Source organism: Streptomyces sp. DSM 106670 (assembly GCF_055792845.1).
This window is the reverse complement of sequence record NZ_CM147704.1, coordinates 2,717,226-2,742,693: the sequence shown is the minus strand read 5'-3', so window position 1 is coordinate 2,742,693 and position 25,468 is coordinate 2,717,226. Positions and strand designations below refer to the sequence as shown.

Below are 25,468 nucleotides of genomic sequence, written 5' to 3'. Positions count from 1 at the left end.
ATGGCGGCAGCGCGAGTACGGAGCGGCGGGCGGCCCACGCTCGAAGAGGTGGCGGCCCGGGCCGGGGTCGGCCGGGGCACCGCCTCGCGGGTCATCAACGGCTCGCCCCGGGTCAGCGACGCGACCCGGGAGGCGGTCGAGGCGGCCGTGGCCGAGCTGGGATACGTCCCCAACCGCGCCGCCCGCGCCCTGGCGGGCAACCGCACCGACGCCATCGCGCTGGTGGTGCCCGAGCCGGAGACCCGCTTCTTCGCCGAGCCGTACTTCTCCGCGATCGTGCGCGGCGTCGGCGCGGCCCTCGCCGACACCGAGATGCAGTTGCTCCTCACCCTCGTCGGCAACGACCGCGAGCGCCGCCGCCTCGCCCAGTACCTCACCGCCCACCGCGTCGACGGGGTCCTCCTGGTCGCCGTGCACGCCGACGACCCGCTGCCGGAGCTCCTGGAACAGCTGGGCATGCCCTGTGTGATCAGCGGCGCCCGGCACGCGGCCGAGACGCTGCCCTCGGTCGACTCGGACAACTTCGAGGGCGCGCGCGCCGCCGTCGAACACCTGGTCTCCCGGGGCCGCCGCCAGGTCGCCACGATCACCGGCCGCCTAGAGGTCTACGGCGCCCAGCGCCGCCTGGACGGCTACCGCGCGGCCCTCTCCGCCGCCGGCCTGGCCCCCGACGAACGCCTCATCGCCCCCGCCGACTTCACCGAGGAGGGTGGCGCGCGGGCGATGCGCGACCTCCTGGCCCGCCGCCCCGATCTGGACGCGGTCTTCGTCGCCTCCGACGTGATGGCCGCCGGGGCCCGCCAGGTCCTGCGCGAGGCGGACCGCCGTATCCCCGAGGACGTGGCGCTGATCGGCTTCGACGACTCGGTGGTCGCCCGCCATATGCACCCGCCCCTCACCAGCGTCCGCCAGCCCATCGAGGAGATGGGCCGCCGTATGACCCAGCTCCTGCTGGACGAGATCGCGGGCCGCGCGCCGGGCGACGAGCGCCCTTCGGTGGTGCTGCCCACAGAACTGGTGGTCCGCGAATCCTCGTGACCGCCCTCCGGGACTGTCCTCCCTGACCGTCTTTACGGTGGCTTGACCTCCGGATTTCACAAGTTCTTCACGCTCTCGGGCTCCGGCGGCTAATGTTCGCGGAGTACGGCGAATGTGTGACGCACCACACACGTCACGCAGCGGGCTGCCGGAGTGCGTTCCGGGCGGCTGTGCATCTGGGGGGCCTCGTGCACGAGATGGTCAAGGGCGCCAACGTCGGTCTCGCGACGCTGAGCGAGGACGTCGGCTCCGTGGTGGTCAGCCTGGGGTGGAGCAGCGCCACGGGCGAGGGCGACGCCGATGTCTCGGTACTTCTGCTCGACGGCGACGGCAAGGTCCGCAGCGACGTCGACTTCTGCTTCTACAACAACCCCGTGGCCGGCAACGGAAGCGTTCAGCTGCTCGGCAAGACGCCCACGGCGGACGGCAGCGAGGACCGGATCAGCTTCGATCTGGACGCCGTTCCGCAGGAGATCGAGAAGGTGGTCGTCGCCGCCAGCCGCTACGCCGGCTCCCGCTTCGGTGAACTGGACGACCTCCGCCTCACCCTCGCGGACAGCGCGGGCGACGGCCTGGTCCGGTTCGCCGTGGAGGGGGCCGACGAGGTCAGTGCGGTGATCTTCGGCGAGCTGTACCGGCGCTCGGGGGAGTGGAAGTTCCGCGCCGTCGGCCAGGGCTACGCCTCGGGGCTCGCCGGACTGGCCACCGATTACGGCGTCGACATCGACGACGACGCGGCGGAGGAGCCGCCGGGAGCGGGGCCGGAGGCGGAAGCGGGGCCGGAAGCGGAAGCGTCCGCGCCGGAGCCGCCCGCCGTCACCGGACCGGACGCGCCGGAGCCGTCCGTGGTGGTTCCCGCCCAGAGCCGGGGCATCAGGGCGACGACCCCGGCCGCGGCCCCGGCCGCACCGCAGGCTCCCGCCGTGCCGGGGCCCGCCGACCCCGCCCCCGTACCGAAGCCCGCTCGCCGCCCGCGTACGGCGAAGAAGAAGGTCACCCTTCCCCGTACGGCCAAGAAGAGCCTCGCCGACAACGAGTCGTGGCGGTCCGCCCGGCTGTTCCCCGTGTCGGCGCTCAAGAGCGACCGTGAGCGCGAGACGCGGGCCACCTCCGTCGTGCTGTCCGTGATGGCCCAGGTGCCGGAGTTCGGCCGCCGTCTCACCGCCGGATTCGGCGCACCGGCGGGCCGGATGGAGACGTACACCGAAGTGACCCTGCCGCACGGGGAGTCGCCGCGCCGCCCGGACGGGGTGGTCCGGGTCGAGCGGGCGGGCAAGCTGTGGACCGCGCTCGTCGAGACCAAGACCAACGGGAACGCGCTCAAGCCCGACCAGGTGCAGGCGTACATGGACATCGCCGCCCGGCGCGGCTACGAGGCCGTGATCACCCTGTCCAACGACGTCGCACTCGAAGGCAGCCCGCTCGTCGACGTGCGGATCGACCGGCGGCGCAAGCACAAGGTGGCGCTCTGGCATCTGTCCTGGGCGGAGGTCGTGCACCAGGCGCAGATGCTGATCCGCCACGAGGGGGTCGGCAACGCCGCGCACGCCTGGCTGCTCCAGGAGCTGCTGCTGTACCTCCAGCACGAGAACTCCGGCTGCCACGGCTTCCAGAACATGGGCGCGGCCTGGGTGCCCGTGCGCCGGGGCATCGACGACGAGACCCTGTGCCAGGGCGATGCCCGGGCCCTGGAGGTCATCGAGAACTGGGAGCGGCTGGTCCGGCAGGTGTGTCTGCGGCTGGGCGGTGAGCTGGGGCAGAAGGTCCTGCCGGTCCAGCGCGCCCGGCGCGGCTCCGACCCGGGCGCCCGCCGTGCCGAGCTGGCCGACCACCTCTGCGAGCAGGGCAGGCTGAACGCCGAGATCCGCATCGAGGGCACGCCCGGCGTCCTGGCCATCACCGCCGATCTGCGTACCGCCAAGCTCCGTACGTCCATCGAGGTCCCCGCCGAGGAGACGGGCTACCCCCTCACCCGGGCGAAGCGGCTGGTCCGGCGGCTCGCCGAGGCCCCCGCCGACCTGCACATCGAGACGCTCGTCGACGGCCAGGGCCCCGGCCCCCGCGGCACCCTGGAGCGGCTGCGCCCGGAGCCCGCCGACCTCCTCCCGAAGGACGGGGCGCGGATCACCGGCTTCCGGCTCTCCTTGTTCAAGGGCATGGGCAACGGCCGGGGCAGCGCCGAGACCGGCTTCATCCGCAGTGTCGACGAGGCCGTGGACCGCTTCCACGCCCAGGTCGTCGCCCATGTGGAGGCGCCGGCGGTCTGACCCGGGGCCCCGGACGGCCGGACGGCGGCCGTTCGGGGCCCTTCGCCGCCGTCTTCATTGGTATGGACATGACCATGATTCCGGCCCTAGCCTCAGTCTTGGTCTAGACCAAGCGCGACGAGCCGTCGCCGGTCCGGCCACCGGTCCATCTGTCCGCACGCTCCACCCCTCACACAGGAGCACCACATGCGCAGAAAGATCACGTCCTTACTCCTCGGCCTCGGCATCGCCGGGGTCTCCCTGCTGGCCACCTCCGGCAGCGCACAGAGCCACGGGTACACCGACTCGCCCGTCAGCAGGCAGCAGCTCTGCGGTGACGGCACCGTCCGCGACTGCGGGCAGATCCAGTGGGAGCCGCCGAGCGTGGAGGGCCCCAAGGGCTTCCCGGCCGCCGGTCCCCGCGACGGTCTGATCTGCGCCGGGGGCAACCAGCGGTTCGCCGAGCTGGACGACCCGCGCGGCGGAGCCTGGCCCGCCTCCCGGGTGAGCGCCGGGGCGAGCCACACCTTCCGCTGGCGGATCACCGCCCGGCACGCCACGACCGACTTCCGGTACTACGTCACCAAGGACGGCTACGACCCGGCGAAGCCCCTCACCCGGGCGGACCTGGAACCGCAGCCCTTCCTGACCGTGCCCTTCGGCGGCCGTCAGCCCGGCTCCACCGTCACGCACGCCGGCGCACTGCCGCAGAAGTCGGGCAAGCACCTGATCCTCGGCGTCTGGACCATCGCGGACACCGGCAACGCCTTCTACGCCTGCTCCGACGTCACGTTCTGACCTGACCGTCCGAACCGTTCGACCGTCCGAGCGACTGACCGTCTGAGCGCGTACGCGGAAGGGCCCCGGTCCGAAGACCGGGGCCCTTCCTTCAGGGTGAGTAACGGGACTTGAACCCGCGACATCCTGGACCACAACCAGGTGCTCTGCCAGCTGAGCTATACCCACCATGTCGCCCGGTCGTTTCCGACCGGCCGAGAAAAAGTGTACAGGGTCCGGGAGGGTGCTCGCGCCCCTGTTTCCCGGGGCCGGTCCACGGGCGCGTCCGCGCCCGTGACCAGCGGGTTCCTACGGTGCGGCCGGAGCCGCCAGACGCGCCGCGATCTCCTTGGCGCGCTCGGAGTCCGGGCCGGGCTGCGGCACGAAGACCGCCTCCCGGTAGTAGCGGAGCTCCGTGATGGAGTCACGGATGTCCGCCAGCGCCCGGTGGTTGCCGTTCTTGTCCGGGCTGTTGAAATACGCCCGGGGATACCAGCGCCGGGCCAGCTCCTTGACGGAGGACACATCCACGATCCGGTAGTGGAGGTAGCTCTCCAGATCCCGCATGTCCCGCGCCAGGAACCCGCGGTCGGTACCGACCGAGTTTCCGCAGAGCGGGGCCTTGCCGGGCTCCTTCACATGCTCACGGACGTAGGCCAGGACCCGCTCCTCGGCGTCCGCCAGGGTGGTGCCCCCGGCCAGCTCGTCGAGCAGGCCCGAGGCGGTGTGCATCTGCCGCACCACCTCGGGCATGGTCTCCAGGGCCGCGTCCGGCGGGCGGATCACGATGTCCACCCCTTCGCCGAGCACGTTCAGCTCCGAGTCGGTGACCAGGGCGGCCACCTCGATGAGTGCGTCGTCCGCCAACGAGAGCCCGGTCATCTCGCAGTCGATCCACACCATGCGGTCGTTCATGAGCCCCACCCTACGGGGCACTCCGCTGTCCCGGCAGGGCCGGGCGACCGGGAACGTACGCGTCAGGACCCGGCAGGGAGTGCTCCCCGGGCCCCACCGACGCCGCCACGGCGACGGGTGCGGAGGACACGGGCGTGCCCCGGCGTCCGGACGGCGGCCCCTGGCTGGGCACCATCGTCTCGACCACCGTCGCGGCGCTCTCCGCCACCCCCTGCGGACGACGGGCCCGGTAGGCGGCCCGGTACGCGGCGGGGGAGGAGCCGAGCTGGCGGCGGAAGTGCCCGCGCAGCGCGACCGGTGAGCGGAAGCCGCAGCGGCCGGCGACCTCGTCGACCGAGTAGTCGGAGGTCTCCAGCAGCCTCTGTGCCTGAAGCACCCGCTGGGTGATCAGCCACTGGAGCGGTGCGCTGCCGGTGAGCGAGCGGAACCTGCGGTCGAAGGTCCGCCTGCTCATGTAGGCGCGCGCCGCGAGCGTCTCCACGTCGAACTGCTCGTGCAGATGCTCCAGCGCCCAGGCCACGACCTCGGCGAGCGGGTCGGACCCGATCTCCTCCGGTAAAGACCTGTCCAGGTAGCGCTCCTGCCCGCCACTGCGCCGCGGCGGCACGACGAGCCGGCGGGCGAGTGCCCCGGCGGCTTCCGTGCCGTGGTCGGTGCGGACTATATGGAGGCAGAGATCGATACCCGCCGCCGTTCCGGCGGAGGTGAGTACATCGCCGTCGTCCACGAACAGCTCGCGCGGATCGACGTGCACCGACGGATAGCGCTTGGCCAGCGTCGGTGCGTACATCCAGTGCGTGGTGGCCGGCCGGCCGTCCAGCAGGCCGGCGGCCGCGAGCACGAAGGCTCCCGTGCACAGACCGACGATGCGGGCGCCCTCCTCGTGGGCGCGCCGCAGCGCGTCCAGTGCCTCGGCGGGCGGCGGCGAGGTGATCGACCGCCAGGCGGGCACCACCACGGTGCCTGCTCTGCTGATCGCCTCCAGGCCGTACGGCGCGGTGAGTTCGAGCCCACCGGTCGTGCGCAACGGTCCTTCCTCGCCACCGCAGACCAGCAGGCGGTAGCGGGGAACTCCCGCGTCCTGCCGGTCGATTCCGAAAACGGAGAGCGGGATGGAGCTCTCGAAGATAGGGCCGCCGCTGAACAGCAGCACGGCAACGACTTCCCGGCGTCGCCGCCCGGTCAGCTTGCGTGCGGCCTCCGTCGCGGCGGCGGAGTCCTGGCTCATGAGACGCTAAGCCCCCCTCGGTGTTCGCGTCTCCCTGGTCCTTACGGGCCTGTCGCTCCTGCACGTTTCCCCTCGGTGTCGCACGTGTCCCCAGTCTCCGATTTCCAAGATCGAATCTACTGCGTCGCGTGGTCCCGCCGTGACACCTTCCCCCACCAGCTCAATGTCGATAAGGAAACGTGGCGTGAAGCGTTCGATCACGAAGCGTTTCACCTGCGAAGCGCACAGGGAAGTGCCCTTCGACAACGTGGCCCGTCCGCGTCGGGTGAAAGCGTACCGCGCGGTCCGTTCCTGCCTGGTGGGCGGTGGGGTGTCCGGCCATACGGCGAAGGGTTCGGGCCTCAGGTGAAGTTGGCTGAAAACTATCGGTTGTGTGTGCTGTATCCGGTCACGCCGGGCGCACAACCGGCCTGTGGCAGCCGCGCCGGTGCGCTCCCTGATCGCGGTGAACCATGGCGGGTTCGGGCTGCCGGGGGAAGGGTGCGGCGGGTTGTCGCGGTGCGGTCGGGGCCGAGGGCGGAGCGGAGTCACTCCTCGGGGTGATGGGCCGGCGGCGGTGTGGCCAACGGGGACCGGGTGCGGGTGCCGGAGGGCGGTACGACGGGGGGCCGGAGGGCGTCGTGAAAAACAGGACGGCCGACGGTGTTCCACGCCTCCGAGGCCCGTGTACGACACATCCGGCATTGCCATCCCGGACAGCCTCGGGCATGCTCCCTCCAGCGTCGCGCACGCTTTTGCGGGGGTCTGGGCGGTGGAGGTATGACGCCGTACCCTTGGGGGTATGGGGTTGGGAAGATGATTCCCGGACAGAGCTTCACCACCTGCTGATGCACCTCTCGAAACCGTTCCCTCCTCACGAGGACTCTCTTCGCCGAGACACCGATGGCCGGTCACGAAATCCCTGAACCCAAAGACCGCAAGCCGGTAGCCGACCCCGGGTCGGAGCCGCGGACGGTCGAAGAAGCACGCCATGCGTGCGATCCCGCCTTCCGGCACGGAGTCGTGGTCGGTTTCGACGGCTCCATGTCGAGCGAGCGGGCTCTCGCCTACGCCATCGGCATGGCCGGACGCTCCGGCTCCGGCCTGATCATCGTCCATGTCGCCAACCGGCTGCCGACCACGGTCTGGGCGGGCTGCGAGCCCCCCGTCTTCGTCGACGTCCCCGATCACCGCACCGAGGTCCTCGGCCTGGAACTGGCCTGCGCGGACTATCTCTCCGAGGTGCCCTGGGTGCTGGTCGAGCGCGGCGGCGACATCTGCCACGAGCTGGAGGAGGTCGGCCGGGAGTACGCCGCCGACGCCATCGTCGTGGGCTCCACGCACGGCATCGTCGGCCGGATCTTCGGATCGGTGGCCGGCCGCCTCGCCCGCCGCGCGCAACGCCCCGTCATCGTCATCCCCTGAGCGACCCGCACGGCCCGCACGAGACCCGAGCGACCTGAGCCGACCTGAGTGGCCGCCAGGAAGCCCTGGAACGGCACGCGTTGGGCCCCGCACCGTCTTCGTGACGGTACGGGGCCCAACGTCCGTGCGGAGCCGTCTACTCGACCGTCACGGACTTCGCCAGGTTGCGCGGCTTGTCGATGTCGCGGCCCATCGCGAGGGCCGTGTGGTACGCGAACAGCTGGAGCGGGATGCCCATGAGGATCGGGTCCAGCTCGTTCTCGTTCTTCGGCACGACGATGGTGTGGTCGGCCTTCTCCTGCACCTGGTGGGCGACGGCGAGGATGCGGCCGCTGCGGGCCTTGATCTCCTCCATCGCGGCGCGGTTCTTCTCCAGCAGATCGTCGTCCGGCACGATCGCCACGGTCGGCATCGCGGGCTCGATCAGCGCGAGCGGGCCGTGCTTCAGCTCGGAGGCGGGGTAGGCCTCGGCGTGGATGTACGAGACCTCCTTCAGCTTCAGCGAGGCCTCACGGGCCACCGGATAGCCGCGCACCCGGCCGATGAACATCATCGACTTGGCGTCCGCGTACTCCGCCGCCAGCCGCTTGATCTCGTCCTCGCCCGCCAGGATCTCGCTGATCTGCTCCGGCAGCCGGCGCAGTCCGTCGATGATCCGCTTGCCGTCCGCGACCGACAGGTCACGGATCCGGCCCAGGTGCAGCGCGAGCAGTGCGAAGGCGACCACGGTGTTGGTGAAGCACTTGGTGGAGACCACACAGACCTCCGGGCCCGCGTGGACGTACGTACCGCCGTCGGCCTCCCGGGCGATCGCGGAGCCGACCACGTTGACCACGCCGAGGACCCGGGCGCCCTTGCGCTTCAGCTCCTGGACGGCGGCCAGCACGTCGTACGTCTCGCCCGACTGGGAGACCGCGACGTACAGGGTGTCGGGGTCCACGACCGGGTTGCGGTAGCGGAACTCGGAGGCCGGCTCGGCGTCGGCGGGGATCCGGGCCAGCTCCTCGATCAGCTGGGCGCCGATCTGGCCCGCGTGGTACGAGGTGCCGCAGCCGAGGATCTTGATCCGGCGCACCCCGCGCGCCTCCCGCGCGTCCAGGTTGAGGCCGCCCAGGTGCACGGTGGAGAACCGGTCGTCGATCCGGCCGCGCAGCACCCGGTCCACGGCGTCGGCCTGCTCGGAGATCTCCTTGTGCATGTACGTGTCGTGGCCGCCCATGTCGTACGACTCGGCCTCCCACTCCACGGTGGTCGGCGTGGCCGTCGTGGTTGAGCCCTCCGTGGTGTACGTACGGAAGTCGTCGGCCTTCAGGGTGGCCATCTCGCCGTCGTCGAGCGTGACGACCTGGCGGGTGTGGGCGACCAGGGCGGCGACGTCGGAGGCGACGAACATCTCCTTCTCGCCGATGCCGAGGACGACCGGGGAGCCGTTGCGGGCCACCACGATGCGGTCGTTGAAGTCGGCGTGCAGCACGGCGATGCCGTAGGTGCCCTCGACGTGGCGCAGCGCCTCGCGGACCTTCTCCTCCAGGGTCTCGGCCTGGGCGCGGGCGATCAGGTGGGTCAGCACCTCGGTGTCGGTCTCCGAGAGGAAGACGATGCCGTCGGCGACGAGCTTGGCGCGCAGCTCGGAGGCGTTGTCGATGATCCCGTTGTGGACGACGGCGACCTTGTTCTCCGCGTCCAGGTGCGGGTGGGCGTTCTCGTCGCTCGGGGCGCCGTGGGTGGCCCAGCGGGTGTGCGCGATGCCGGTGGTGCCGGCGAACCGCTTGGGGACCTTGGCCTCCAGCTCGCGGACCCGGCCCTTGGCCTTGACCATCTTCAGCGTGCCCGGCTTGCCCGCCGCGGCCTTGTTCGTGATGACGATGCCCGCGGAGTCGTAGCCCCGGTACTCCAGCCGCTGCAGCCCTTCCAGCAGCAGCGGAGCGACGTCACGCTTCCCGATGTATCCGACGATCCCGCACATGGATTCTCTGCCCCTCCATCGACGTACACGTATCTGCATGCGTTGTGGCGCCCCGCGCACGGGCGCCCGGCCCGCTCAGCCGTAGACGATGCGGCGCAGCTGGCGGAGCGAGAGCTCCGGCGGCGCCACGGCGCGGTGCGGCAGCTCGGCCGCGATCCGCTCGAAGATCTCCGTGTTGACCAGGCCGCCGGACTGCAGTTCGCGGTGGCGGCGGCGGACGAAGTCGTCGGTGCTCTCGTCGAAGTACGCCAGCACGTCGAGGATCACCCGGGCCGCCTCACCGCGCTGGAGCGCGGTGGAGCGTACGAGGTGGTCGATGAGGTCGTCGTGCGACGAGCGGCGTTCCAGCACCCGTCGATATTGCGTGCCGGGGCGCGGTTACGCAAGAAATCTGCCCGATATCGGGCAGGGGAGTCGCTAAAAGCCCCCGGATCGGCTCACATGCTGCGCAGAACGGCCTGCTTCGCGGTGCTGAACTCCTCGTCGGTGAGGACCCCGGCCCGGTGCAGCTCGCCCAGCTCCCGCAGCCGCCGCAGCAGCGCGTCGTGGTCGCCCGCGGGCGGGGCGGCGGGCCCGGCCGCCTTGGTCAGGGCCGGGGGCGCCTCCGGGGCGGCCGGCACCGCACGGGCCCCGGGCAGCCGCATCAGCACCGCCGCCGCGACCACCACCGCGGTGTACTCCTTCTTCGACATCCCCCACAGGTCCAGGGAGTACGTGTCGTACTTCGGCGGCGCGGCGGAGGGGCCCTCCGCCGGCTCGAAGCGCAGATAGCCGTTCTCCAGCCCGATCGCGGGCAGCCAGCGCACGCCCGCGATCCGCGACAGCGGGAAGGACGTCGGACCGGCCGAGGTCTTGGACTCCTCGGCCTTCCAGTTCCAGGTCAGCCGGACGGTCTCGCCGTCGAAGGAGGCCGTGCCGTCGCCGCCCCCGCCGGAGACCGGCAGGGCGGGGCCGGGCAGCAGGAAACGGTCCACGGGGCCGTCCGGCACCTGCTCGATCAGCAGCGCGTTGCGGACCTCGTCGACGAAGTACTCCGCGACCCCCGTGCGGTCCTTCTCCACGGTCAGGGCGTACGGGTCGGCGCCGTCCTTGAGCCGGCCGTCGGCGGCCCGCAGCACCGGGCAGGCGCCGCCGCGCAGCCGCAGCCGCAGCCGCCCGCCCTTGCGGTCCGGCTCGAAGGAGATGCCCGCCACCGCCTCCAGGGGTACGGCCGTCTCACCCAGCGCCTGCCGGACCGGGTGCGCCTTTCCGCCCGGCACGATGCGCACGGTGTCGCCGTCGAACGTCCACGTTCCGTCCCGCTGGATGATTTCCGCCATGGCCGCGATTCTGCCAGCCCGCCGCGCCGCCGACGGAGTCAGGAGACGAGGGTGAGCGCCCGGGGGACCGTCCCCGGGCGCTCACCGGTACAAGGGCCGCCACGACCGGGCGGCCGGGGCTCAGAACCCGGCGATCGGGTTCTTCAGGCGCCCCACCAACTGCAGCGCACCGGCAGGGTCGTTGAGATCGACCATCTGCTGGTTGTCGCGCAGCTGGAGGCGGTTGAGGCAGGAGAGCGCGAACTCGGCCTCGAACAGGTCGTACTGCTTGAACTTGTCCGCGAGATACGGCACCGACTCCTGGTAGTCGCGTACGCACGCGGCGACCGTCCGCCAGAAGGTGTCCTCGTCCAGGACGCCCTCGGTGGCCAGCCCCGCGCCCAGGAAACGGAAGAAGCAGTCGAAGACGTCGGTGAAGACCGACAGCAGCTTCATGTCCTCGGGAACCTCGGCCCGGATCCGCTCGACCTGCGGCGGCAGCACCGCGTCCGGGTCCATCACCGCGATCTCCTCGGCGATGTCCTTGAAGATCGTCCGGGTGACGACGCCGTCCTCCACGACCAGGATCACGTTCTCGCCGTGCGGCATGTAGACCAGGTCGTAGGCGTAGAAGCTGTGCAGCACCGGCACCAGATAGGCGTCCAGGTAGTGCCGCAGCCACGCCTGCGGGTCCAGCCCCGACTCGGCGATCAGCGCCCCGGCCACCGAGCCGCCCTCGTGGTCGGTGTGGAGCAGGGAGGCCATCGTCGCGACCCGCTCGCCCGGCTGGAGGCCCGGCACCGGGCTCTCGCGCCACAGGGCGGCGAGCATTTTCCGGTACGGGGAGCCCTTGGCGGTGGCCGCCTCGTAGGACCGGTGGTGGTAGCCGATCGCGGCGCGCTCCCGGATGATCGAGAACCGGGCCCCGCGCAGCAGGTCGTCGCGCTCGACGAGGCCGGCCAGCCAGTCGTTGATCGCCGGGGTCGCCTCCATGTACGCGGCCGAGAGCCCGCGCATGAAGCCCATGTTGAGCACGGACAGCGCCGTTTTCACGTAGTGCTTCTCGGGGTGGTCCGCGTTGAAGAACGTCCGGATCGACTGCTGGGCGAGGTAGCCGTCCTCGCCCTCGCCGAGCACCACCAGATGCCGTTCGGCCAGCTCTCCGGCGAAGGTGACCGCGAGCTTGTTCCACCACTGCCAGGGGTGGACCGGCAGCAGGAAGTAGTCCTCCGGGTCGAGGCCGAGCCCGCGCAGGGCGCCGTCGAACCGCTTCCGGGTCGCCTCGCTCAGCTCGTCCGTGATCAGCGTGTCGTAGTCGAGACCGGCGCCCGCGGTGAAGGTGGCCCGCTCCCGGCGGGCGGCCAGCCAGACCAGCCGGATCTCCGCGGCGGTCTCGGGCGCGTACGCCCGGTACTCGTCCACGCCGAAGCCGAGCCGCCCGTTGTTGGCGACGAAGCACGGGTGGCCCTCGGTCATCCCGGTCTCGATGGCCTGGAAGCCGGCGGCGACGAGCTGGCGGGAGGTGGCCGGTTCCTTGGTGAGTTTGTAGGCGGTTCCGGCCAGGGTGGAGGAGACCTCCTCCAGATAGACCGGCAGGATCTCCTCGGAGATCCCGAGGGTGTGCCGCATCTCTATGAAGAACTCCAGCGTGTCCAGCGGGAGTTCGGAGCCGTGCCGGTGCCGGGTGATGGTCTCGGCCTCGACCTGCCAGTGGTCCAGGGCGAAGAGGCGCGCGGTGAAACGGTACTCGGTGGAGGCGTCGTCGCTACGGACGGTGTAACGGTCGTCGCCGATCGGGGTGGGCGCCAGCAGCCGCTCATGGCTGAATTCCGCCAGTGCTTTACGTACCAGCAGTCGGTTTGCGGTGGCCCAGCGCCCCGGGGAGAGGTGGGCGACGCTGTCGGTGAGGGCGGTCGTCATCGGTCGTTACCTCCGGTTGCTGCTTCGAACTGCTCACGGGTGCAGGCGCTGAGCAGTGCGTCCTTCTCCGGTTTGGCGATCTCCCGGAGCACCTCGAAGCCGACGGCCTTGTTGAGGGCCTGGACGGCGCTGTTGGTCACGTCGGGCTCGACGACGACCCGGCGCACCGACGGGTCGGCGAACAGGAAATCCATCACGGCGGTGATCACGGCCCGGGTGAAGCCGTGCACCGGGGTGTCGGTGGGGGCGACGAGGAAGTGCATCCCGACATCGCCGGGCTCCGCCTCGTACAGCCCTTTCAGCTCGACCTCGGTGGGGTCGTAGCGCTCGATCAGAAAGGCGGGCTCGCCGTCGTACAGCCCGATGAACGCGTCGTGGTGCGGGTGGGCCGCGATGTCGCGGTACTCCCGCTCCACGTCCGGGAGTTCGGCGTTGCCCATCAGCCAGAACGCGGCCTTGGGGTGGGTCACCCAACCGTGCACCAGCGCGGCGTCGGCGGCGGGGTCCAGCGGCCGGACGGTGAACGTGCCGATGGTGCCGGAAGCGTGTTTGTCGGGGCGGTTCATACGGCGAACTCCTGGAAGGCGATGGACTTCTCGACCGGGTAGTACGCGCGGCCGAGCAGTTCGCCGATGATGTACGCGTTGCGGTAGGCGCCCATGCCGAGGTCGGGCGAGGTGATCGAGTGCGTGTGCACCGAGGCGTTCTGGAGGAAGACCCCGCGCCCGGTGGTGTCGATGCTGTAGTTGCGGGCCACGTCGAAGCGGCCCCGGCTGTCGTGGCGCAGCCGGCCGGCGATCGGCGCGAGGAAGGCGGGCGCCTCGTAGCGGTAGCCGGTGGCGAGGATCAGGCCCTCGGTGGTCAGCTCGTAGTCCTTGCCCTGCTCCTCCTGGCGCAGACCGAGGCTGTACGCACCGCCCTCCTCGTCGTAACGGGCGCTGACGAGCGCGGAGTTGGTGAGCAGCCTGGTCGGCACGGGGCCCGGCAGGTTCTTCTGGTAGAGCAGGTCGAAGATCGCGTCGATCAGCTCCCCGTCGATGCCCTTGAACAGCCCCTTCTGCCCGGTCTCCAGCCGGTAGCGGGTCTCCTCGGGCAGCGCGTGGAAGTAGTCGATGTACTCCGGGGAGGTCATCTCCAGCGTCAGCTTGGTGTACTCCAGCGGGAAGAACCGCGGGGAACGGGTGACCCAGTTGAGCCGGTAGCCGTAGGTGTCGATCTCGGAGAGCAGGTCGTAGTAGATCTCCGCCGCGCTCTGCCCGCTGCCGACCAGGGTGATCGACTTCTTCTTCTGGAGCTCGGCCTTCCCGCCCAGATAGCGGGAGTTGTGCAGGAAGTCGCCGCCGAGCCCCTGGCAGGCGTCCGGGATGTGCGGCGGAGTTCCGGTGCCGAGGACCAGATGCCGGGACCGGAACGCCTCACCGGAGACGGTGGTCACCGTGTAGAGCCCGGAGCCCTCGTCGTACGTCACCGTCTCGACGGTCTCGTCGAACCGGATGCTGCTCAGTTTCCCGGCGGCCCACCGGCAGTAGTCGTTGTACTCGGTGCGCAGCGGGTAGAAGTTCTCCCGGATGTAGAAGGAGTAGAGCCTGCCGCGCTCTTTCAGGTAGTTGAGGAAGGAGTACGGCGAGGTCGGGTCGGCCATGGTGACCAGGTCCGACATGAACGGCGTCTGGAGATGGGCCCCTTCGAGGAACATTCCGGCGTGCCACTCGAAGTCCGGCTTGGACTCCAGGAAGACACCGTTCAGTTCGTCGATCGGCTCGGTCAGACAGGCGAGGCCGAGGTTGAACGGGCCGAGCCCGATCCCGATGAAGTCGTGGGGTTCAGGAAGCGCGGTCAAGGGAGTCTCCCAGGTACTTCTCGGCGTGGCCGGAGATCAGGTCGAGGACCGCGGCGATGTCGTGCACGGTCGTTTCGGGGTTGAGCAGGGTGAACTTCAGGTACTGGCGCTCGCCCACCTTGGTGCCCGCGACGATCGCCTCGCCGGAGGCGAACAGCGCCTTGCGGGCGTAGAGGTTGGCGCGGTCGATGTCGCCCGGGGAGGTGACACCGGACGGGATGTAGCGGAAGACGAGCGTGGAGAGCTGCGGCTCGACGACCACGTCGAAGCGCGGATCGGCGGCGAGCAGCTGCCAGCCCTCGGCGGCCAGGTCGCAGACCTCGTCGAACAGCTCGCCGATCCCGTCCGCGCCCATGACGCGCAGCGTCATCCACAGCTTCAGCGCGTCGAACCGGCGGGTCGTCTGGAGGGACTTGTCGACCTGGTTGGGTATCCGCTCCTCGGCCATCCGGCGCGGGTTCAGATACTCCGCGTGGTACGTGGCGTGGCGCAGGGTGGCCCGGTCGCGGACCAGCACGGCCGAGGAACTGACGGGCTGGAAGAAGGACTTGTGGTAGTCCACGGTGACCGAGTCGGCGTGCGCGATGCCTTCGAGGAGGCCGCCGCGCTCACGGGAGGCGAGCAGTCCGCAGCCGTACGCGGCGTCCACATGCATCCAGACGGCGAACTGCTCGCAGAGCGCGGCGATCTCGGGCAGCGGGTCGATGGAGCCGAAGTCCGTGGTGCCGGCGGTGGCGACGACGGCCATCGGCACGGCTCCTTCGGCGACGCACTGTTCCAGCGCGCGGGCGAGGGCCACGGTCTGCATGCGCTTGTCGCGGTCCACGGGTACGGAGACGACCGCGTCCGGGCCGAGGCCGAGGAGTTTGGCGGACTTCTGCACGCTGAAGTGGCTGCACTCGGAGGTGAAGATCCGCAGCCGGGTGAAGTGCTCCGGCCGGATCTTCGCCTCCTCCCGCGCCAGCAGCAGGGCCTGGAGGTTGGACTGGGTGCCGCCGCTGGTGAAGATCCCGTCGGCGGCCGGGCCGAGCCCGATCCGCTCGGTGGTCCAGTCGATCAGCCGGCGCTCGATGAGGGTGCCGCCCGCGCTCTGGTCCCAGGTGTCCAGGGAGGAGTTGATCGCGGAGAGCACGGCCTCGCCGAGCACGGCGGGTATGACGACGGGGCAGTTGAGGTGCCCCAGGTAGCGGGGGTGGTGGAAGTAGACGGCGTCGCGGAGGTAGACCTCGCCGAGCTCGTCCAGGGCGGCGGCGGCATCGCCCAGCGGCCGGTCGAGGTCGATCGCGTCGACGACGGGGGAGAGCTCGTCGACACCGACCCCGCTGAAGGGGCGATCGGTGGCGGCGAGAGTGGCCGCTACCCGTTCCACTCCTGCGGAGACGGTGCTCCGATAGTGCTCCGCAGTCGTGTTGTTGAGCAGGTGCGCACGCATAAAAGGGTCCTCCCGGGTGAGGGGAACTTCATCGCGGCCCTCCGGGCAGGAAGGGGGGACGAGGGCGCGATGCCGAAGTAAGGTGAGCCTAACCTAACTCGGAATCGATCATTCCCCGCACCCCCTGAGGGTGGGCGGCTTGTCCGCTTTGCTGCCCCTATCCCGCTACTTGACCCTCGTGTTCCTCTTCCGGGCGATCCGTGGCCCCGCTCCCGACGGTCCTCGCCAGGGCCGCCGCCTCCCGCGACTGCTCCTCGCTGAGCCCGCGCCGCCAGTACTCCGTGCACGTCACCCGCTCCTGGTCGAAGCCCCGCTCCCGCACCAGATGGTGGTGCAGCGCCCGCACCCCGGACGCCTCGCCCGCGATCCACGCGTACGGAGTGCCCCGGGGCAGCTCGGCGGCGCGCACGGCCTCCACGCCGCGGACGGCCCCTTCGCTCCGGACCAGCCAGCTGATCCGGGCCTTCGCCGCGGTGTTCAGCGCCTGCCGGTCCTCGGTACACGGAATCTCCAGCCAGACCCGGGCCGGCAACCCCGCGGGCAGCCACTCCAGCGCGGCGGCCGCGGCGGGCAGAGCGGTCTCGTCGGCCCGGATCAGCACCCAGTCGGTGTCGGCCGGCGGACGGAAACGTACAGCGGTGTTGTCCGCCATCGCGGGCCCCAGTACCTTGAGCCGGTCGCCGGGTGCGGCCGCCCGCGCCCAGCGGGAGGCGGGCCCGCCGTCACCGTGCAGCACGAAGTCGAGATCCACCTCGGTCGAACCGTCGGCCCGCAGCCGCTGGGCCCGTACGGCGTACGTACGCATCACCGCCCGCTCGCCCTCGGGCAGCGCCCGCCATTTCTCGTGCCAGGTCCCGCTCCCGCCCGCTGGGACCACGGCCTCGTTCTGCCCCGGGCGGGGCAGCAGGACCGACAGGCTCTGATCGCGGCCCCCGCCGCTGAAGCCCTCGATTCCCGGGCCGCCGAGGGTGATCCGGAGGATGGAGGGGCCCAGTCGCCTGGTCCGCAGAACGGTCAGGTCGAAGAGCCGGAACGGGGCGACTTCGGGAGTGGTGGCGGTCGTCGACGTCAACGGGGGCTCCTCCGGACGGGCCGGAGCGGCGGGCGGACGGGCCCGGCTTCCGGCTGGGGCGATCCAAAGGAAGGTTAGCCTAACCTTGCTTGATAACGGGGGTGGTCGCCGACACGCCTTCCTCAGGCCCCGAACTCCGCCCGGCAGCCGTCGAGCCCCTCCATCGTCACGTCCACACTCCGGTGCGCCTCCCACCGGGCCCGGTCCAGCCTCAACCGCCGCAGCGTGACGGGAGCCCCGCGCACGACGTCCGTCTCCAGGCCGTCGTCCGCATACCCGAGCCGTCGCGAGACCCCGAGCGAACGCGGATTGTCGGTCATGGCGGCCGAGACGGCGTACTGCGCGCCGAGCCCGGCGAACGCGAGGTGAAGGGCGGCGGCACGCATCTCCGTACCCAACCCCCGGCCCTGGTACGGGAGTCCGAGCCATGACCCGGTCTCCGCCTGCCGCCGCACCCCGAAGTCGCGCGCCATCAGATCCTGCCGCCCGACGACCTTCCCCTCGTGCAGCACCGCCAGACTGAGCGTCCAGTCGTCCACGGACCAGCCCGCCACGGTCCCCAGCAGATGCTGGAACACCGCCCGCCCCACGGCCTCGGGCGAACCGTCGGTCCACGCCACGGTGAACGGCATACGGTCCGGATCGTGCACCCCGTCGGCCGCCACCGAGGCCAGCTCGTCGAGGAGTTCGAGTCCGGGCAGGCGCAGTTCGAGGCGCGGGGTACGGAGGCGAAGCCCGTAGAGCGGCCAGTGCCGGAGGGTGGTGATCTCCTTGTGGTCCATGACGGGACTCTGCCGGACCCGGGGGAGGGGTGTCGACCGAATAGGCGGCGGCACACGGCGGCACACAGCGGCGGGGGTACGCCCGGGCGACCCCGGCCGTACCCCCGCGCCCCCGCGTTCAGCTCCTGCCTCCGCGCGTTCAGGCCCCGACCCCGGCGGGCCGCTCGACCCCGCCGACGTCGGCCGGGGTGCTGCCCGGAGTCGTCGCCCGCCGGGTGCGCAGCCCGAACGCGCTGACGGCGGCGGCGATCAGGGCGGCGGCCAGCGGGACGACCAGGGCCGCCCGGTAACCGTCGAGAAGGGCGGCGGGCGAACTCCCGTCCGTGGCCGCGATATTGACGGCGGCCACCGCGGACAGCCCCAGCGCGGCCCCGAACTGGAAGGAGGTGTAGAGCAGTCCGCCCGCCACACCCTGCTCCTCCTCGGCGATGCCGTCGGTGGCCGTGATGGTGAGCGGCCCGTAGACCAGCGAGAAGGCGACCCCCAGAAGGAGCAGGCCCGGGAACATCGCCGCGTACGTCCAGTCGGCGGCGATCGGCAGGAACAGCGCGTACGACAGCGAGGCGACGAGCAGCCCGCCGAAGATGACCCGGGCGTTGCCGAACCGGGCCACCAGCTTCGGGGTGAGCAGCGGCGAGAGGACCGCGTCCACACCGATGACGATCAGCGCGAAGCTGGTCCGCAGGGACGACCAGCCGCGCAGCTCCTGGAGGTAGAGCACGGCGATGAACTGGAAGCCGAAGAACCCCGCGGCGAACAGCAGCCCCGACACGTTCGCGCGGACCAGCGCCCCGCTGCGGAAGATGCCCAGGCGCACCAGCGGCGAGGACGAGGCGCGCTCGATCAGGACGAACGCGAGGAAGAGCAGCAGGGCCGCGCCGATCGTGCCGACGGTCCAGCCGGCCGAGGCGTGCGAGGCCCGCTCGACACCGAAGACGAGGAGCAGGATTCCGGCGGTGACGGTGACCGCGCCGGCCAGGTCGACGCCCTTGCCGGTGCGGTCCGGGCGGGGCGAGGCGGGGATCAGGGCGAGGGCGGCGAGCAGGATGCCGAAGGAGAGGATGACCGGCGCGAAGAACACCCAGCGCCAGTCGACGGCGGAGAGCAGCCCGCCGACGACCAGACCGATGGAGAAGCCGCCCGCTGCGGTGCCCGCGTAGACGAGCAGGGCCTTGTTGCGCTGCGGCCCCTCGGGGAAGCCGGTGGTGATGATCGACAGACCGGCCGGGGTCATGAAGGCCGCGGCGACCCCGGTGACGAAGCGGGCGGCGATCAGCATCCAGCCCTCGGTGGCCAGCCCGCCCAGCCCGGAGAAGAGCAGGAACACCACGAGCCAGAGGACGAACATCCGCCGGCGGCCGAACAGATCGGCCGCCCGTCCGCCCAGCAGCATGAAGCCGCCGTAGCCCAGGACGTACGCGCTCATCACCCACTGGAGCGTGCCGGTGGACAGGTCCAGGTCCTCGCGGATCGCGGGCAGGGCCACATTGAGCATGGCCACATCGATGCCTTCGAGGAAGATCGCGCCGCACAGGACGAGCAGCACACCCCAGGCACGCCCGGTCATGCGGTCACTGCGCGGTCTCGGAAGGGACGGTGATGAGGACACGGGACTTCTCCTTGTACGCGAACGGAACGGGCGTGGTGAAGCGGGCGCGGCGAAGCGGCCACGGCGAGGAGGCCACGGCGAAGCGGGCACGCCGAACAGCCGCCAACGGCGGTCGTACGGAACGGGATGCGCGCGCCATGGCCTCAAGCAGCGCGAAACAGAGATGAGTTACCGGATTGCCGGTCGGTTCCCTCTTGTAACCACTCGAAGCTTGCGGCACCGTGGGGCGGTATGGAAGAAGGCACTTCGAAGTCACCGAGTCACTGCGCGGATACCGCCGCCGGTCCGGACTACGACATCAGCCAGTGGGACGTCCGCGAGGGCTGCGAGGTACGGCAGATCCTCGACCGCGTCGCGGACAAGTGGTCGCTCCTCGCCATCGCCCACCTGGAACGCCGCACCCTGCGCTTCTCCGAACTGCGCCGGCTCATCGAAGGCATCAGTCAGCGCATGCTGACGGTGACCCTGCGCCAGCTCGAACGCGACGGTCTGGTGCGGCGCACGGTCTACCCCGTCGTCCCGCCGCGCGTGGAGTACGAGCTGACGGAGCTGGGCGCGACCCTGCACACGACGATCAGGTCGCTCGTCGACTGGACCGAGAGCCACCAGCAGGAGATCGCGAAGGCGCGTGCCGACTACGACAGCCGTCAGGAGGCCGGGGCGGCGTCGGTCTCCTGAGACCGCACGGCAGCGCCATGTCCGTCCGGCCGCCGCCGCATTAGGGTGAAGCGGTGACCACACCTCAGCGAAGCGACTCGACGCGCGTGGGCGAGGACGACCGCGAGAGCGCGGTGCGGCGCGTGCGGGAGGCGTACGCCGAGGAACGCATCTCGCACGAGGAGATGGACGGTCGCCTGGGCCAGGTGCTCGCCGCCACGACCCACGGCGAGCTTGCCGCGGCCCTGGATCCGCTCCCGGCGGAGGACCCGGGCACCACGTCGACGATCGCCGCCGCCGGTGGGCGGATCAAGCGGCGCGGGGCCTGGCGGGTGCCCAGGGTCCTCAAGGTCGAGTCCGCCTTCGGGCGGGTGCGCCTGGACCTGTCCCGGGCGATCCTCGAACACCCGGTCATCGACATCGAGCTGAGCCTCGGCACCGGCAACGCGAGCGTCACGGTGCCGCGGGACGCGATCGTCGAGGTCGAGGGCCTGACCACCGGGTGGAAGGACCTGCGCTACAAGCCCAGGCAGCCGAGCCGCCCCGACGCGCCGCGCATCCGCTTCTCGGGGGCGATGGGATACGGGCGGCTGAAGATCCGCCACGCCTGGCGCTGAGGCCTCCGGGCCGGACGGAGCCGAGGCCTCCGGGGCGCGCGGCGCGAGTGATCGCGGGAAACGGCCTGTTGGTCAGGTCTTCCCCTGGCGGCCCACTCCGGGAAAACTGTGCCGAGCACTGTGGTGCACGCGCCCGAACGGGAGTTGGACAACGTTGTCATCGCTTGTCATCGCTGTCCGCCTCCCGCCCCGGAGCGCACGCTTCTGCCTGCTTCCGTCGCCCCCGAGAGGACCGCTCATGCGGGAACCCACCGCCGCCGCCCACCCGCCGCCCCGGCCGAGACGGGGGCGGCTGCGCGCCGTCGCCGTGGCCGCGCTGACGTCGGGCGCGCTCGTCGCGGGCCTGGCCCCCGCCACGGCCACCGTCACCGCCGCGGACGTCGCCCCGCGCGCCTCGGCCATCAGCCCGTACGACGCCGTCGACCCGTTCATCGGCACGGAGCTGGACCCGAAGCAGAACAAGGGCAACAGCGCGTACGGCAACACCTGGCCGGGCGCGACGACCCCGTTCGGCATGGTCCAGTCGAGCCCGACCACGTACCGCTCGTCGGACGGCGACCAGAAGGGCGGCTACGAGTACAGCGCCGACAAGATCCGCGGCTTCGGGATGACGCGGCTGTCCGGCACCGGCTGCGAGGGCCGGTTCAGCGCCTTCGACTTCCCGGTCCTGCCGTACACGGGCACGCTCGACGACGGCGCGCTGCCGACCAGCCCCGGCGCGAAGATCGACCCGTACTACCTGGACTTCGACCACCGCGACGAGACGGCGGCCCCCGGCCACTACACGGTCGGTCTCGGCAACGGCGTGGAGACGGAGCTGACGGCGACGACGCGTACCGCCGTCAACCGGTACGAATTCCCGGCCCGCAAGGACTCCTCCACCCTCATCCTGGACGTCGCCGGCTCCAACAACCGGGTCTTCGACAGCGAGGTCAAGGTCGAGGGCCGTACGGTCAGCGGCTGGGTCGAGACGGCGTCGGTGTGCGACGAGGGCGGCCGCTACCGGGCCTACTTCTCCTCGACGTTCGACCGCGCGTTCACCTCGTACGGCACCTGGCAGGGCGGCGAGGTCACCCCGGGCGCGGCGAGCGCGCGCGGCGGTGAGGCCAAGCACGGCTCGGGCGCGTACCTCGTCTTCCCGAAGGGCGCGACGGTCACCGCGCGGACCGGGCTGAGCTACGTCAGCGTGGCGAACGCGGCCCGCAACGCCGAGGAGGAGACCGGCGGCCGGACCTTCGACCAGGTGCGGAAGGCGACGGCGAAGGTCTGGAAGGACACGCTGGGCACGGTCGGGGCCACCGGCGGGACGAAGTCGGAGCGGGTGAAGTTCTACACGGCGCTCTACCACTCCCTCCTCCACCCGAACATCTCCGACGACGTGAACGGCCAGTACCCGGGCCACGACGGCAAGGTCCGCAAGGTGGCGGCCGGCCGGCACCACTACGTCACCTATGCGGGCTGGGACATGTACCGGGGGCAGGCGCAGCTGATCGCGCTGCTCTTCCCGAAGGTCGGCTCGGACATCAACCAGTCCTTGGTGGACCTGGTGAAGCAGACGGGCGCGTGGCCCAACTGGCCGCATCTGAACCAGTCGCAGCAGAAGATGAGCGGCGACTCGCTCCAGGTGGTGCTGTCGTCGATCGACGCGTTCGGCAGTGTCGACTACGACCGCAAGGCGGCGCTGGCGTCGATGCGGAAGACGCAGCAGCTGCCCGCCGACACGACGAAGCGGGCGCACGCGCAGCAGTACTTCAGCGCCGGTTTCATCGACAACGGCAAGGGCGACTCGGCGACGTCGAAGACCCTCGAATACGCCATCGACGACTTCGCGATCGCCCAACTGGCTGACCGCCTGGGTGAGAAGGCGACCCACGAGCAGTTCATGACCAGGGCACAGAACTGGCAGAACCTCCTGGACCCGGAGACGCAGCGGATCCGCCCGCGTGGCCGCAACGGCTTCGACCGGGGCTTCAACCTCGGTGAGCGCGGCAACCAGTTCGAGCAGGCGACCGGCTACCAGTACGGCTGGATGGTCCCGCAGAACATCGGCACGCTGATCGAGAAGCGCGGCGGCGTCGAGGCCGTCACCCGTGACCTCGACGAGCACACCAAGGCCCTGGACGCGGGCGTCTACAACACCACGGGCGCGTACCTCTCCAACCAGCCGAGCTTCTCGATGCCGTACGTCTACAACTGGCTGCGGCAGCCGCACCGGACGTCGGAGGTGCTGCGCCGGGCGACGGACGAGATGTACGGCACGACGCCGTCGGGTCTGCCGGGCAACGACGACCTGGGCTCGCTCAGCTCCTGGTACGTGTGGGCCAACCTCGGGATGAACCCGGCGGTGTACGGCACGGCGAACCTGGTGCTCAGCTCGCCGATGTTCGACAAGGTCACGATCGACAGCGCGGACAGCGACCGCCGGATCACGATCAAGGCGGCGGGCGCGGCGGCCGACAAGCCGTATGTGACCGGCCTGAAGGTCAACGGAAAGTCCACCACCAAGTCCTGGCTGAACGAGGACTTCGCGCGGTCGGGCGGCGTACTGACCTTCACGATGGGGGAGACCCCGAAGACCTGGGGCACGGGAGCGGCCGACGTGCCGCCCTCGTACACGGAGGGCTCGGACACCCGCAACAACATCGGCTCGACCCCCGACGGCCAGGGCAAGCTGGGCTCGCTCGACCTCAGCGACAACTCCCTCTCCCGCGAGAAGCTGGCGGCGGCGGGCGCGGCACCGGGTGCGAAGCTGCCGCTGGGCGACACCGGGGTCACCTTCACCTGGCCGAAGGCGCGGCAGGCCGAGCCGGACAACTGGATCCCGCACGGCCAGCGCGTGGACCTCGCGGGCCGGAACGGCAAGGGCGTCAAGGCGACGGGCATCTCCTTCCTCGGCCTGGCGACGAACGGCCCCTCGCAGGGCCTGGCGACGGTGGAGTACGAGGACGGCTCGACGCAGAACGTGGCGGTGCAGTTCACGGACTGGACGCCCGGAACCAACTACCTCTACGGCAACGTCCCGTTGGTGGCCACGGAGGGCCGCAACAAGGTGAACGGCACGTCGGACACGACGCGCACGGTGGTCTTCGGCACGGTCCCGCAGGTGCTGGACGGCAAGAAGCGGGTACGTGCGGTGACCCTGCCGCAGGGCACGGACCGCGGCATCATGCACATCTTCGACGTGGCCCTGACGACCAACCCGGACCTGGAAGCGCCGGGCGTGACCCCGGAGCGCATCGTCCTCACCCCGACGGAAACCCCCTCCACCTCCCAGGCGGTGACGTGGCGGACGGGCAGCGGCACGACGAGCGGCGAGGCGCAGTACCGCGAGAAGGGCTCCAACGCGGCCTGGCGCAAGGCGAAGGCGACGACGAACGAGGAGCTGCTGAGCAGCGGAGTCCCGACCCGGACGCACTCGGCGGTGATGGCGGGCCTGAAGCCGGGCACGCCGTACGAGTACCGGGTGGGCACGGGTGACAAGCTGAGCGACCGCTACACCTTCACCTCCGCAGGCAAGCCGGGCGAGGAGTTCACGTTCCTCTACTTCGGCGACGCCCAGAACGATCTGAAGGCGAAGTGGGCCCCGGTCGTCGACCAGGCGTACAAACGCTTCCCGAAGGCGATCGGCAGCGTCAACGCGGGCGACCTGGTGGACTCGGGCGGCAACGACGGCCTGTGGGACGAGTGGTTCGGCGCGATGAACGGCCACAGCCAGACGACCAACGTGATCGCGGCGCCGGGCAACCACGAGTACAACGCGGACCTGTTCCTGAAGACGTGGAAGTCCACGTTCGCGTACCCGGCGAACGGCCCCACCGCCGTACCGGCCAAGGACGAGACCCCGGCAGAACGCCAACGGGCCGCATACGAGGCCCACATGGCGAAGTCGATCGTGGAGACGGCGTACTACACGGACTACCAGAACGTCCGCTTCATCACCCTCAACGCGAGCACGCACGACGCCCGCGAGCTGATGACCCCGCCGGACCTCCCGTCCTGCTCGGTCGACTGCCCGGACCCGCAGAAGCTGTGGCTGGACCTCCAGGCCCGCTGGCTGGACCACATCCTGGCGAACAACCCCAACAAGTGGTCGGTGGCCACCTTCCACCAGCCGGTCTTCTCGGCGGCGGTGGGCCGCGACGAGAAGCCGATCCGCGACGCCTGGCTGCCGGTCTTCCAGCGCAACGACATCGACCTGGTCCTGATGGGCCACGACCACGTGTACGCCCGCGGCTACGTGAACGCGGACGCGACGGACACACCGGGCGTGACGACGGGCCCGGTCTACGCGGTCGCCATGGCCGGCCCCAAGTACTACGAACTGTCCCCGGCCGACGACAACGTCTGGACCCGCAACGGCGCGACCCAGGTGGCCCGCGCGGCCCACACGTCGACGTTCCAGGGCATCACGGTCACGAAGAACACGATCCGGTACGAGGCGGTCATCGGCGCCAAGTGGGACGACAAGTCGACGACGGACAAGGAGGTGGGGGAGACCCTGGACGCGTTCACGATCACGAAGAACGACGCGGGCGTGAAGTACGTGACGGAGGACGGGGTGGCGGTGCCGGGCCGCCAGTAGGGTCCCGCCCGGAAAGGGGTGCGGTCGTCCGACGCGGACAGCCGCACCCCTTTTTGGCTCATCGTGACGTCTGTGCTTTCCCTCG

General features: G+C 70.7%; 19 protein-coding genes and 1 tRNA gene. 7 read left to right on the top strand and 13 right to left on the bottom strand.

The features are described from left to right. The 3 genes from ACSMXR_RS12110 (at position 1) to ACSMXR_RS12100 (ending at position 4,082) form a co-directional block, all read left to right on the top strand. Positions 1-1,038, top strand: a complete 1,038-nt coding sequence (locus ACSMXR_RS12110) for a LacI family DNA-binding transcriptional regulator (protein ID WP_137232872.1) — start codon at positions 1-3, stop codon at positions 1,036-1,038. A 197-nt stretch (positions 1,039-1,235) separates the two neighbouring features. After that, a complete protein-coding gene (locus ACSMXR_RS12105; protein ID WP_473172370.1) occupies positions 1,236-3,305 on the top strand; it encodes a TerD family protein in 2,070 nt (689 codons plus the stop codon). 186 nt (positions 3,306-3,491) lie between these two features. Beyond that, positions 3,492-4,082: a lytic polysaccharide monooxygenase auxiliary activity family 9 protein gene (locus ACSMXR_RS12100; protein WP_218527381.1), complete on the top strand. Its 591-nt coding sequence runs from the start codon at positions 3,492-3,494 to the stop codon at positions 4,080-4,082. A 95-nt stretch (positions 4,083-4,177) separates the two neighbouring features. Here the strand turns inward: ACSMXR_RS12100 and ACSMXR_RS12095 are convergent. The 3 genes from ACSMXR_RS12095 to ACSMXR_RS12085 all read right to left on the bottom strand — a co-directional run bounded on the left by ACSMXR_RS12095 (position 4,178) and on the right by ACSMXR_RS12085 (position 6,204). Next, positions 4,178-4,250: transfer RNA gene (locus ACSMXR_RS12095), tRNA-His, on the bottom strand. 120 nt (positions 4,251-4,370) lie between these two features. After that, positions 4,371-4,976 carry an oligoribonuclease gene (orn, locus tag ACSMXR_RS12090; RefSeq protein ID WP_030085331.1) on the bottom strand — a complete coding sequence of 202 codons (606 nt, stop codon included), beginning with the start codon at positions 4,974-4,976 and terminating at the stop codon, positions 4,371-4,373. A 10-nt stretch (positions 4,977-4,986) separates the two neighbouring features. Then, positions 4,987-6,204: a helix-turn-helix domain-containing protein gene (locus ACSMXR_RS12085; RefSeq protein WP_137232875.1), complete on the bottom strand. Its 1,218-nt coding sequence runs from the start codon at positions 6,202-6,204 to the stop codon at positions 4,987-4,989. 882 nt (positions 6,205-7,086) lie between these two features. Here ACSMXR_RS12085 and ACSMXR_RS12080 point away from each other — a divergent pair. Then, on the top strand, positions 7,087-7,608 hold the full coding sequence (locus ACSMXR_RS12080; protein ID WP_103507822.1) for a universal stress protein: 522 nt from the start codon (positions 7,087-7,089) through the stop codon (positions 7,606-7,608). Positions 7,609-7,744: 136 nt separating this feature from the next. Here ACSMXR_RS12080 and glmS read toward each other — a convergent pair whose 3' ends face one another. The 10 genes from glmS to ACSMXR_RS12030 form a co-directional block, all read right to left on the bottom strand. Next, complete coding sequence (glmS, locus tag ACSMXR_RS12075) at positions 7,745-9,574, bottom strand: glutamine--fructose-6-phosphate transaminase (isomerizing) (protein WP_137232876.1); 1,830 nt, start codon at positions 9,572-9,574, stop codon at positions 7,745-7,747. Between the two features lie 75 nt (positions 9,575-9,649). Next, a complete protein-coding gene (locus tag ACSMXR_RS12070) occupies positions 9,650-9,925 on the bottom strand; it encodes a hypothetical protein (RefSeq protein ID WP_003968990.1) in 276 nt (91 codons plus the stop codon). An 86-nt stretch (positions 9,926-10,011) separates the two neighbouring features. After that, the gene (locus ACSMXR_RS12065; RefSeq protein WP_137232878.1) at positions 10,012-10,893 is read right to left on the bottom strand and encodes a DUF4429 domain-containing protein; all 882 of its coding nucleotides are present in this window, start codon (positions 10,891-10,893) and stop codon (positions 10,012-10,014) included. Positions 10,894-11,013: 120 nt separating this feature from the next. Then, entirely contained in the window at positions 11,014-12,792 is a 1,779-nt protein-coding gene (locus ACSMXR_RS12060; protein ID WP_364884238.1) for an IucA/IucC family protein, read from the bottom strand. Continuing rightward, positions 12,789-13,358 (bottom strand): GNAT family N-acetyltransferase, encoded by a 570-nt coding sequence (locus ACSMXR_RS12055; protein WP_473171843.1) that lies wholly within the window; start codon positions 13,356-13,358, stop codon positions 12,789-12,791. Before ACSMXR_RS12055 ends, ACSMXR_RS12060 begins: the two co-directional genes overlap by 4 nt. Next, complete coding sequence (locus ACSMXR_RS12050; RefSeq protein ID WP_473171842.1) at positions 13,355-14,632, bottom strand: lysine N(6)-hydroxylase/L-ornithine N(5)-oxygenase family protein; 1,278 nt, start codon at positions 14,630-14,632, stop codon at positions 13,355-13,357. The genes ACSMXR_RS12055 and ACSMXR_RS12050 overlap by 4 nt, the downstream gene beginning before the upstream one ends. After that, positions 14,616-16,064: a pyridoxal phosphate-dependent decarboxylase family protein gene (locus ACSMXR_RS12045; protein ID WP_137232882.1), complete on the bottom strand. Its 1,449-nt coding sequence runs from the start codon at positions 16,062-16,064 to the stop codon at positions 14,616-14,618. The genes ACSMXR_RS12050 and ACSMXR_RS12045 overlap by 17 nt, the downstream gene beginning before the upstream one ends. Positions 16,065-16,221: 157 nt before the next feature. Then, the gene (locus ACSMXR_RS12040) at positions 16,222-17,136 is read right to left on the bottom strand and encodes a siderophore-interacting protein (protein WP_473171841.1); all 915 of its coding nucleotides are present in this window, start codon (positions 17,134-17,136) and stop codon (positions 16,222-16,224) included. A gap of 122 nt (positions 17,137-17,258) precedes the next feature. Further along, positions 17,259-17,918, bottom strand: a complete 660-nt coding sequence (locus ACSMXR_RS12035) for a GNAT family N-acetyltransferase (protein ID WP_473171840.1) — start codon at positions 17,916-17,918, stop codon at positions 17,259-17,261. Between the two features lie 139 nt (positions 17,919-18,057). Then, on the bottom strand, positions 18,058-19,485 hold the full coding sequence (locus ACSMXR_RS12030) for an MFS transporter (RefSeq protein WP_137232885.1): 1,428 nt from the start codon (positions 19,483-19,485) through the stop codon (positions 18,058-18,060). A 273-nt stretch (positions 19,486-19,758) separates the two neighbouring features. Here ACSMXR_RS12030 and ACSMXR_RS12025 point away from each other — a divergent pair, with 273 nt between their 5' ends. From ACSMXR_RS12025 to ACSMXR_RS12015, 3 genes are all read left to right on the top strand, one after another. After that, the gene (locus tag ACSMXR_RS12025) at positions 19,759-20,205 is read left to right on the top strand and encodes a winged helix-turn-helix transcriptional regulator (RefSeq protein ID WP_137232886.1); all 447 of its coding nucleotides are present in this window, start codon (positions 19,759-19,761) and stop codon (positions 20,203-20,205) included. A gap of 53 nt (positions 20,206-20,258) precedes the next feature. Beyond that, on the top strand, positions 20,259-20,801 hold the full coding sequence (locus ACSMXR_RS12020) for a DUF1707 SHOCT-like domain-containing protein (protein ID WP_381849486.1): 543 nt from the start codon (positions 20,259-20,261) through the stop codon (positions 20,799-20,801). Positions 20,802-21,039: 238 nt separating this feature from the next. Further along, on the top strand, positions 21,040-25,383 hold the full coding sequence (locus tag ACSMXR_RS12015; RefSeq protein ID WP_473171839.1) for a GH92 family glycosyl hydrolase: 4,344 nt from the start codon (positions 21,040-21,042) through the stop codon (positions 25,381-25,383). The last annotated feature ends 85 nt before the right edge of the window (positions 25,384-25,468 follow it).

What these genes read in the sequence shown, in the direction of transcription:
- ACSMXR_RS12110 (WP_137232872.1), top strand. Translation starts at nt 1, where the DNA reads ATGGCGGCAGCGCGAGTACGGAGCGGCGGGCGGCCCACGCTCGAAGAG.
- ACSMXR_RS12105 (WP_473172370.1), top strand. Translation starts at nt 1,236, where the DNA reads ATGGTCAAGGGCGCCAACGTCGGTCTCGCGACGCTGAGCGAGGACGTC.
- ACSMXR_RS12100 (WP_218527381.1), top strand. Translation starts at nt 3,492, where the DNA reads ATGCGCAGAAAGATCACGTCCTTACTCCTCGGCCTCGGCATCGCCGGG.
- orn (WP_030085331.1), bottom strand. Translation starts at nt 4,976, where the DNA reads ATGAACGACCGCATGGTGTGGATCGACTGCGAGATGACCGGGCTCTCG.
- ACSMXR_RS12085 (WP_137232875.1), bottom strand. Translation starts at nt 6,204, where the DNA reads ATGAGCCAGGACTCCGCCGCCGCGACGGAGGCCGCACGCAAGCTGACC.
- ACSMXR_RS12080 (WP_103507822.1), top strand. Translation starts at nt 7,087, where the DNA reads ATGGCCGGTCACGAAATCCCTGAACCCAAAGACCGCAAGCCGGTAGCC.
- glmS (WP_137232876.1), bottom strand. Translation starts at nt 9,574, where the DNA reads ATGTGCGGGATCGTCGGATACATCGGGAAGCGTGACGTCGCTCCGCTG.
- ACSMXR_RS12065 (WP_137232878.1), bottom strand. Translation starts at nt 10,893, where the DNA reads ATGGCGGAAATCATCCAGCGGGACGGAACGTGGACGTTCGACGGCGAC.
- ACSMXR_RS12060 (WP_364884238.1), bottom strand. Translation starts at nt 12,792, where the DNA reads ATGACGACCGCCCTCACCGACAGCGTCGCCCACCTCTCCCCGGGGCGC.
- ACSMXR_RS12055 (WP_473171843.1), bottom strand. Translation starts at nt 13,358, where the DNA reads ATGAACCGCCCCGACAAACACGCTTCCGGCACCATCGGCACGTTCACC.
- ACSMXR_RS12045 (WP_137232882.1), bottom strand. Translation starts at nt 16,064, where the DNA reads ATGCGTGCGCACCTGCTCAACAACACGACTGCGGAGCACTATCGGAGC.
- ACSMXR_RS12035 (WP_473171840.1), bottom strand. Translation starts at nt 17,918, where the DNA reads ATGGACCACAAGGAGATCACCACCCTCCGGCACTGGCCGCTCTACGGG.
- ACSMXR_RS12030 (WP_137232885.1), bottom strand. Translation starts at nt 19,485, where the DNA reads ATGACCGGGCGTGCCTGGGGTGTGCTGCTCGTCCTGTGCGGCGCGATC.
- ACSMXR_RS12025 (WP_137232886.1), top strand. Translation starts at nt 19,759, where the DNA reads ATGGAAGAAGGCACTTCGAAGTCACCGAGTCACTGCGCGGATACCGCC.
- ACSMXR_RS12015 (WP_473171839.1), top strand. Translation starts at nt 21,040, where the DNA reads ATGCGGGAACCCACCGCCGCCGCCCACCCGCCGCCCCGGCCGAGACGG.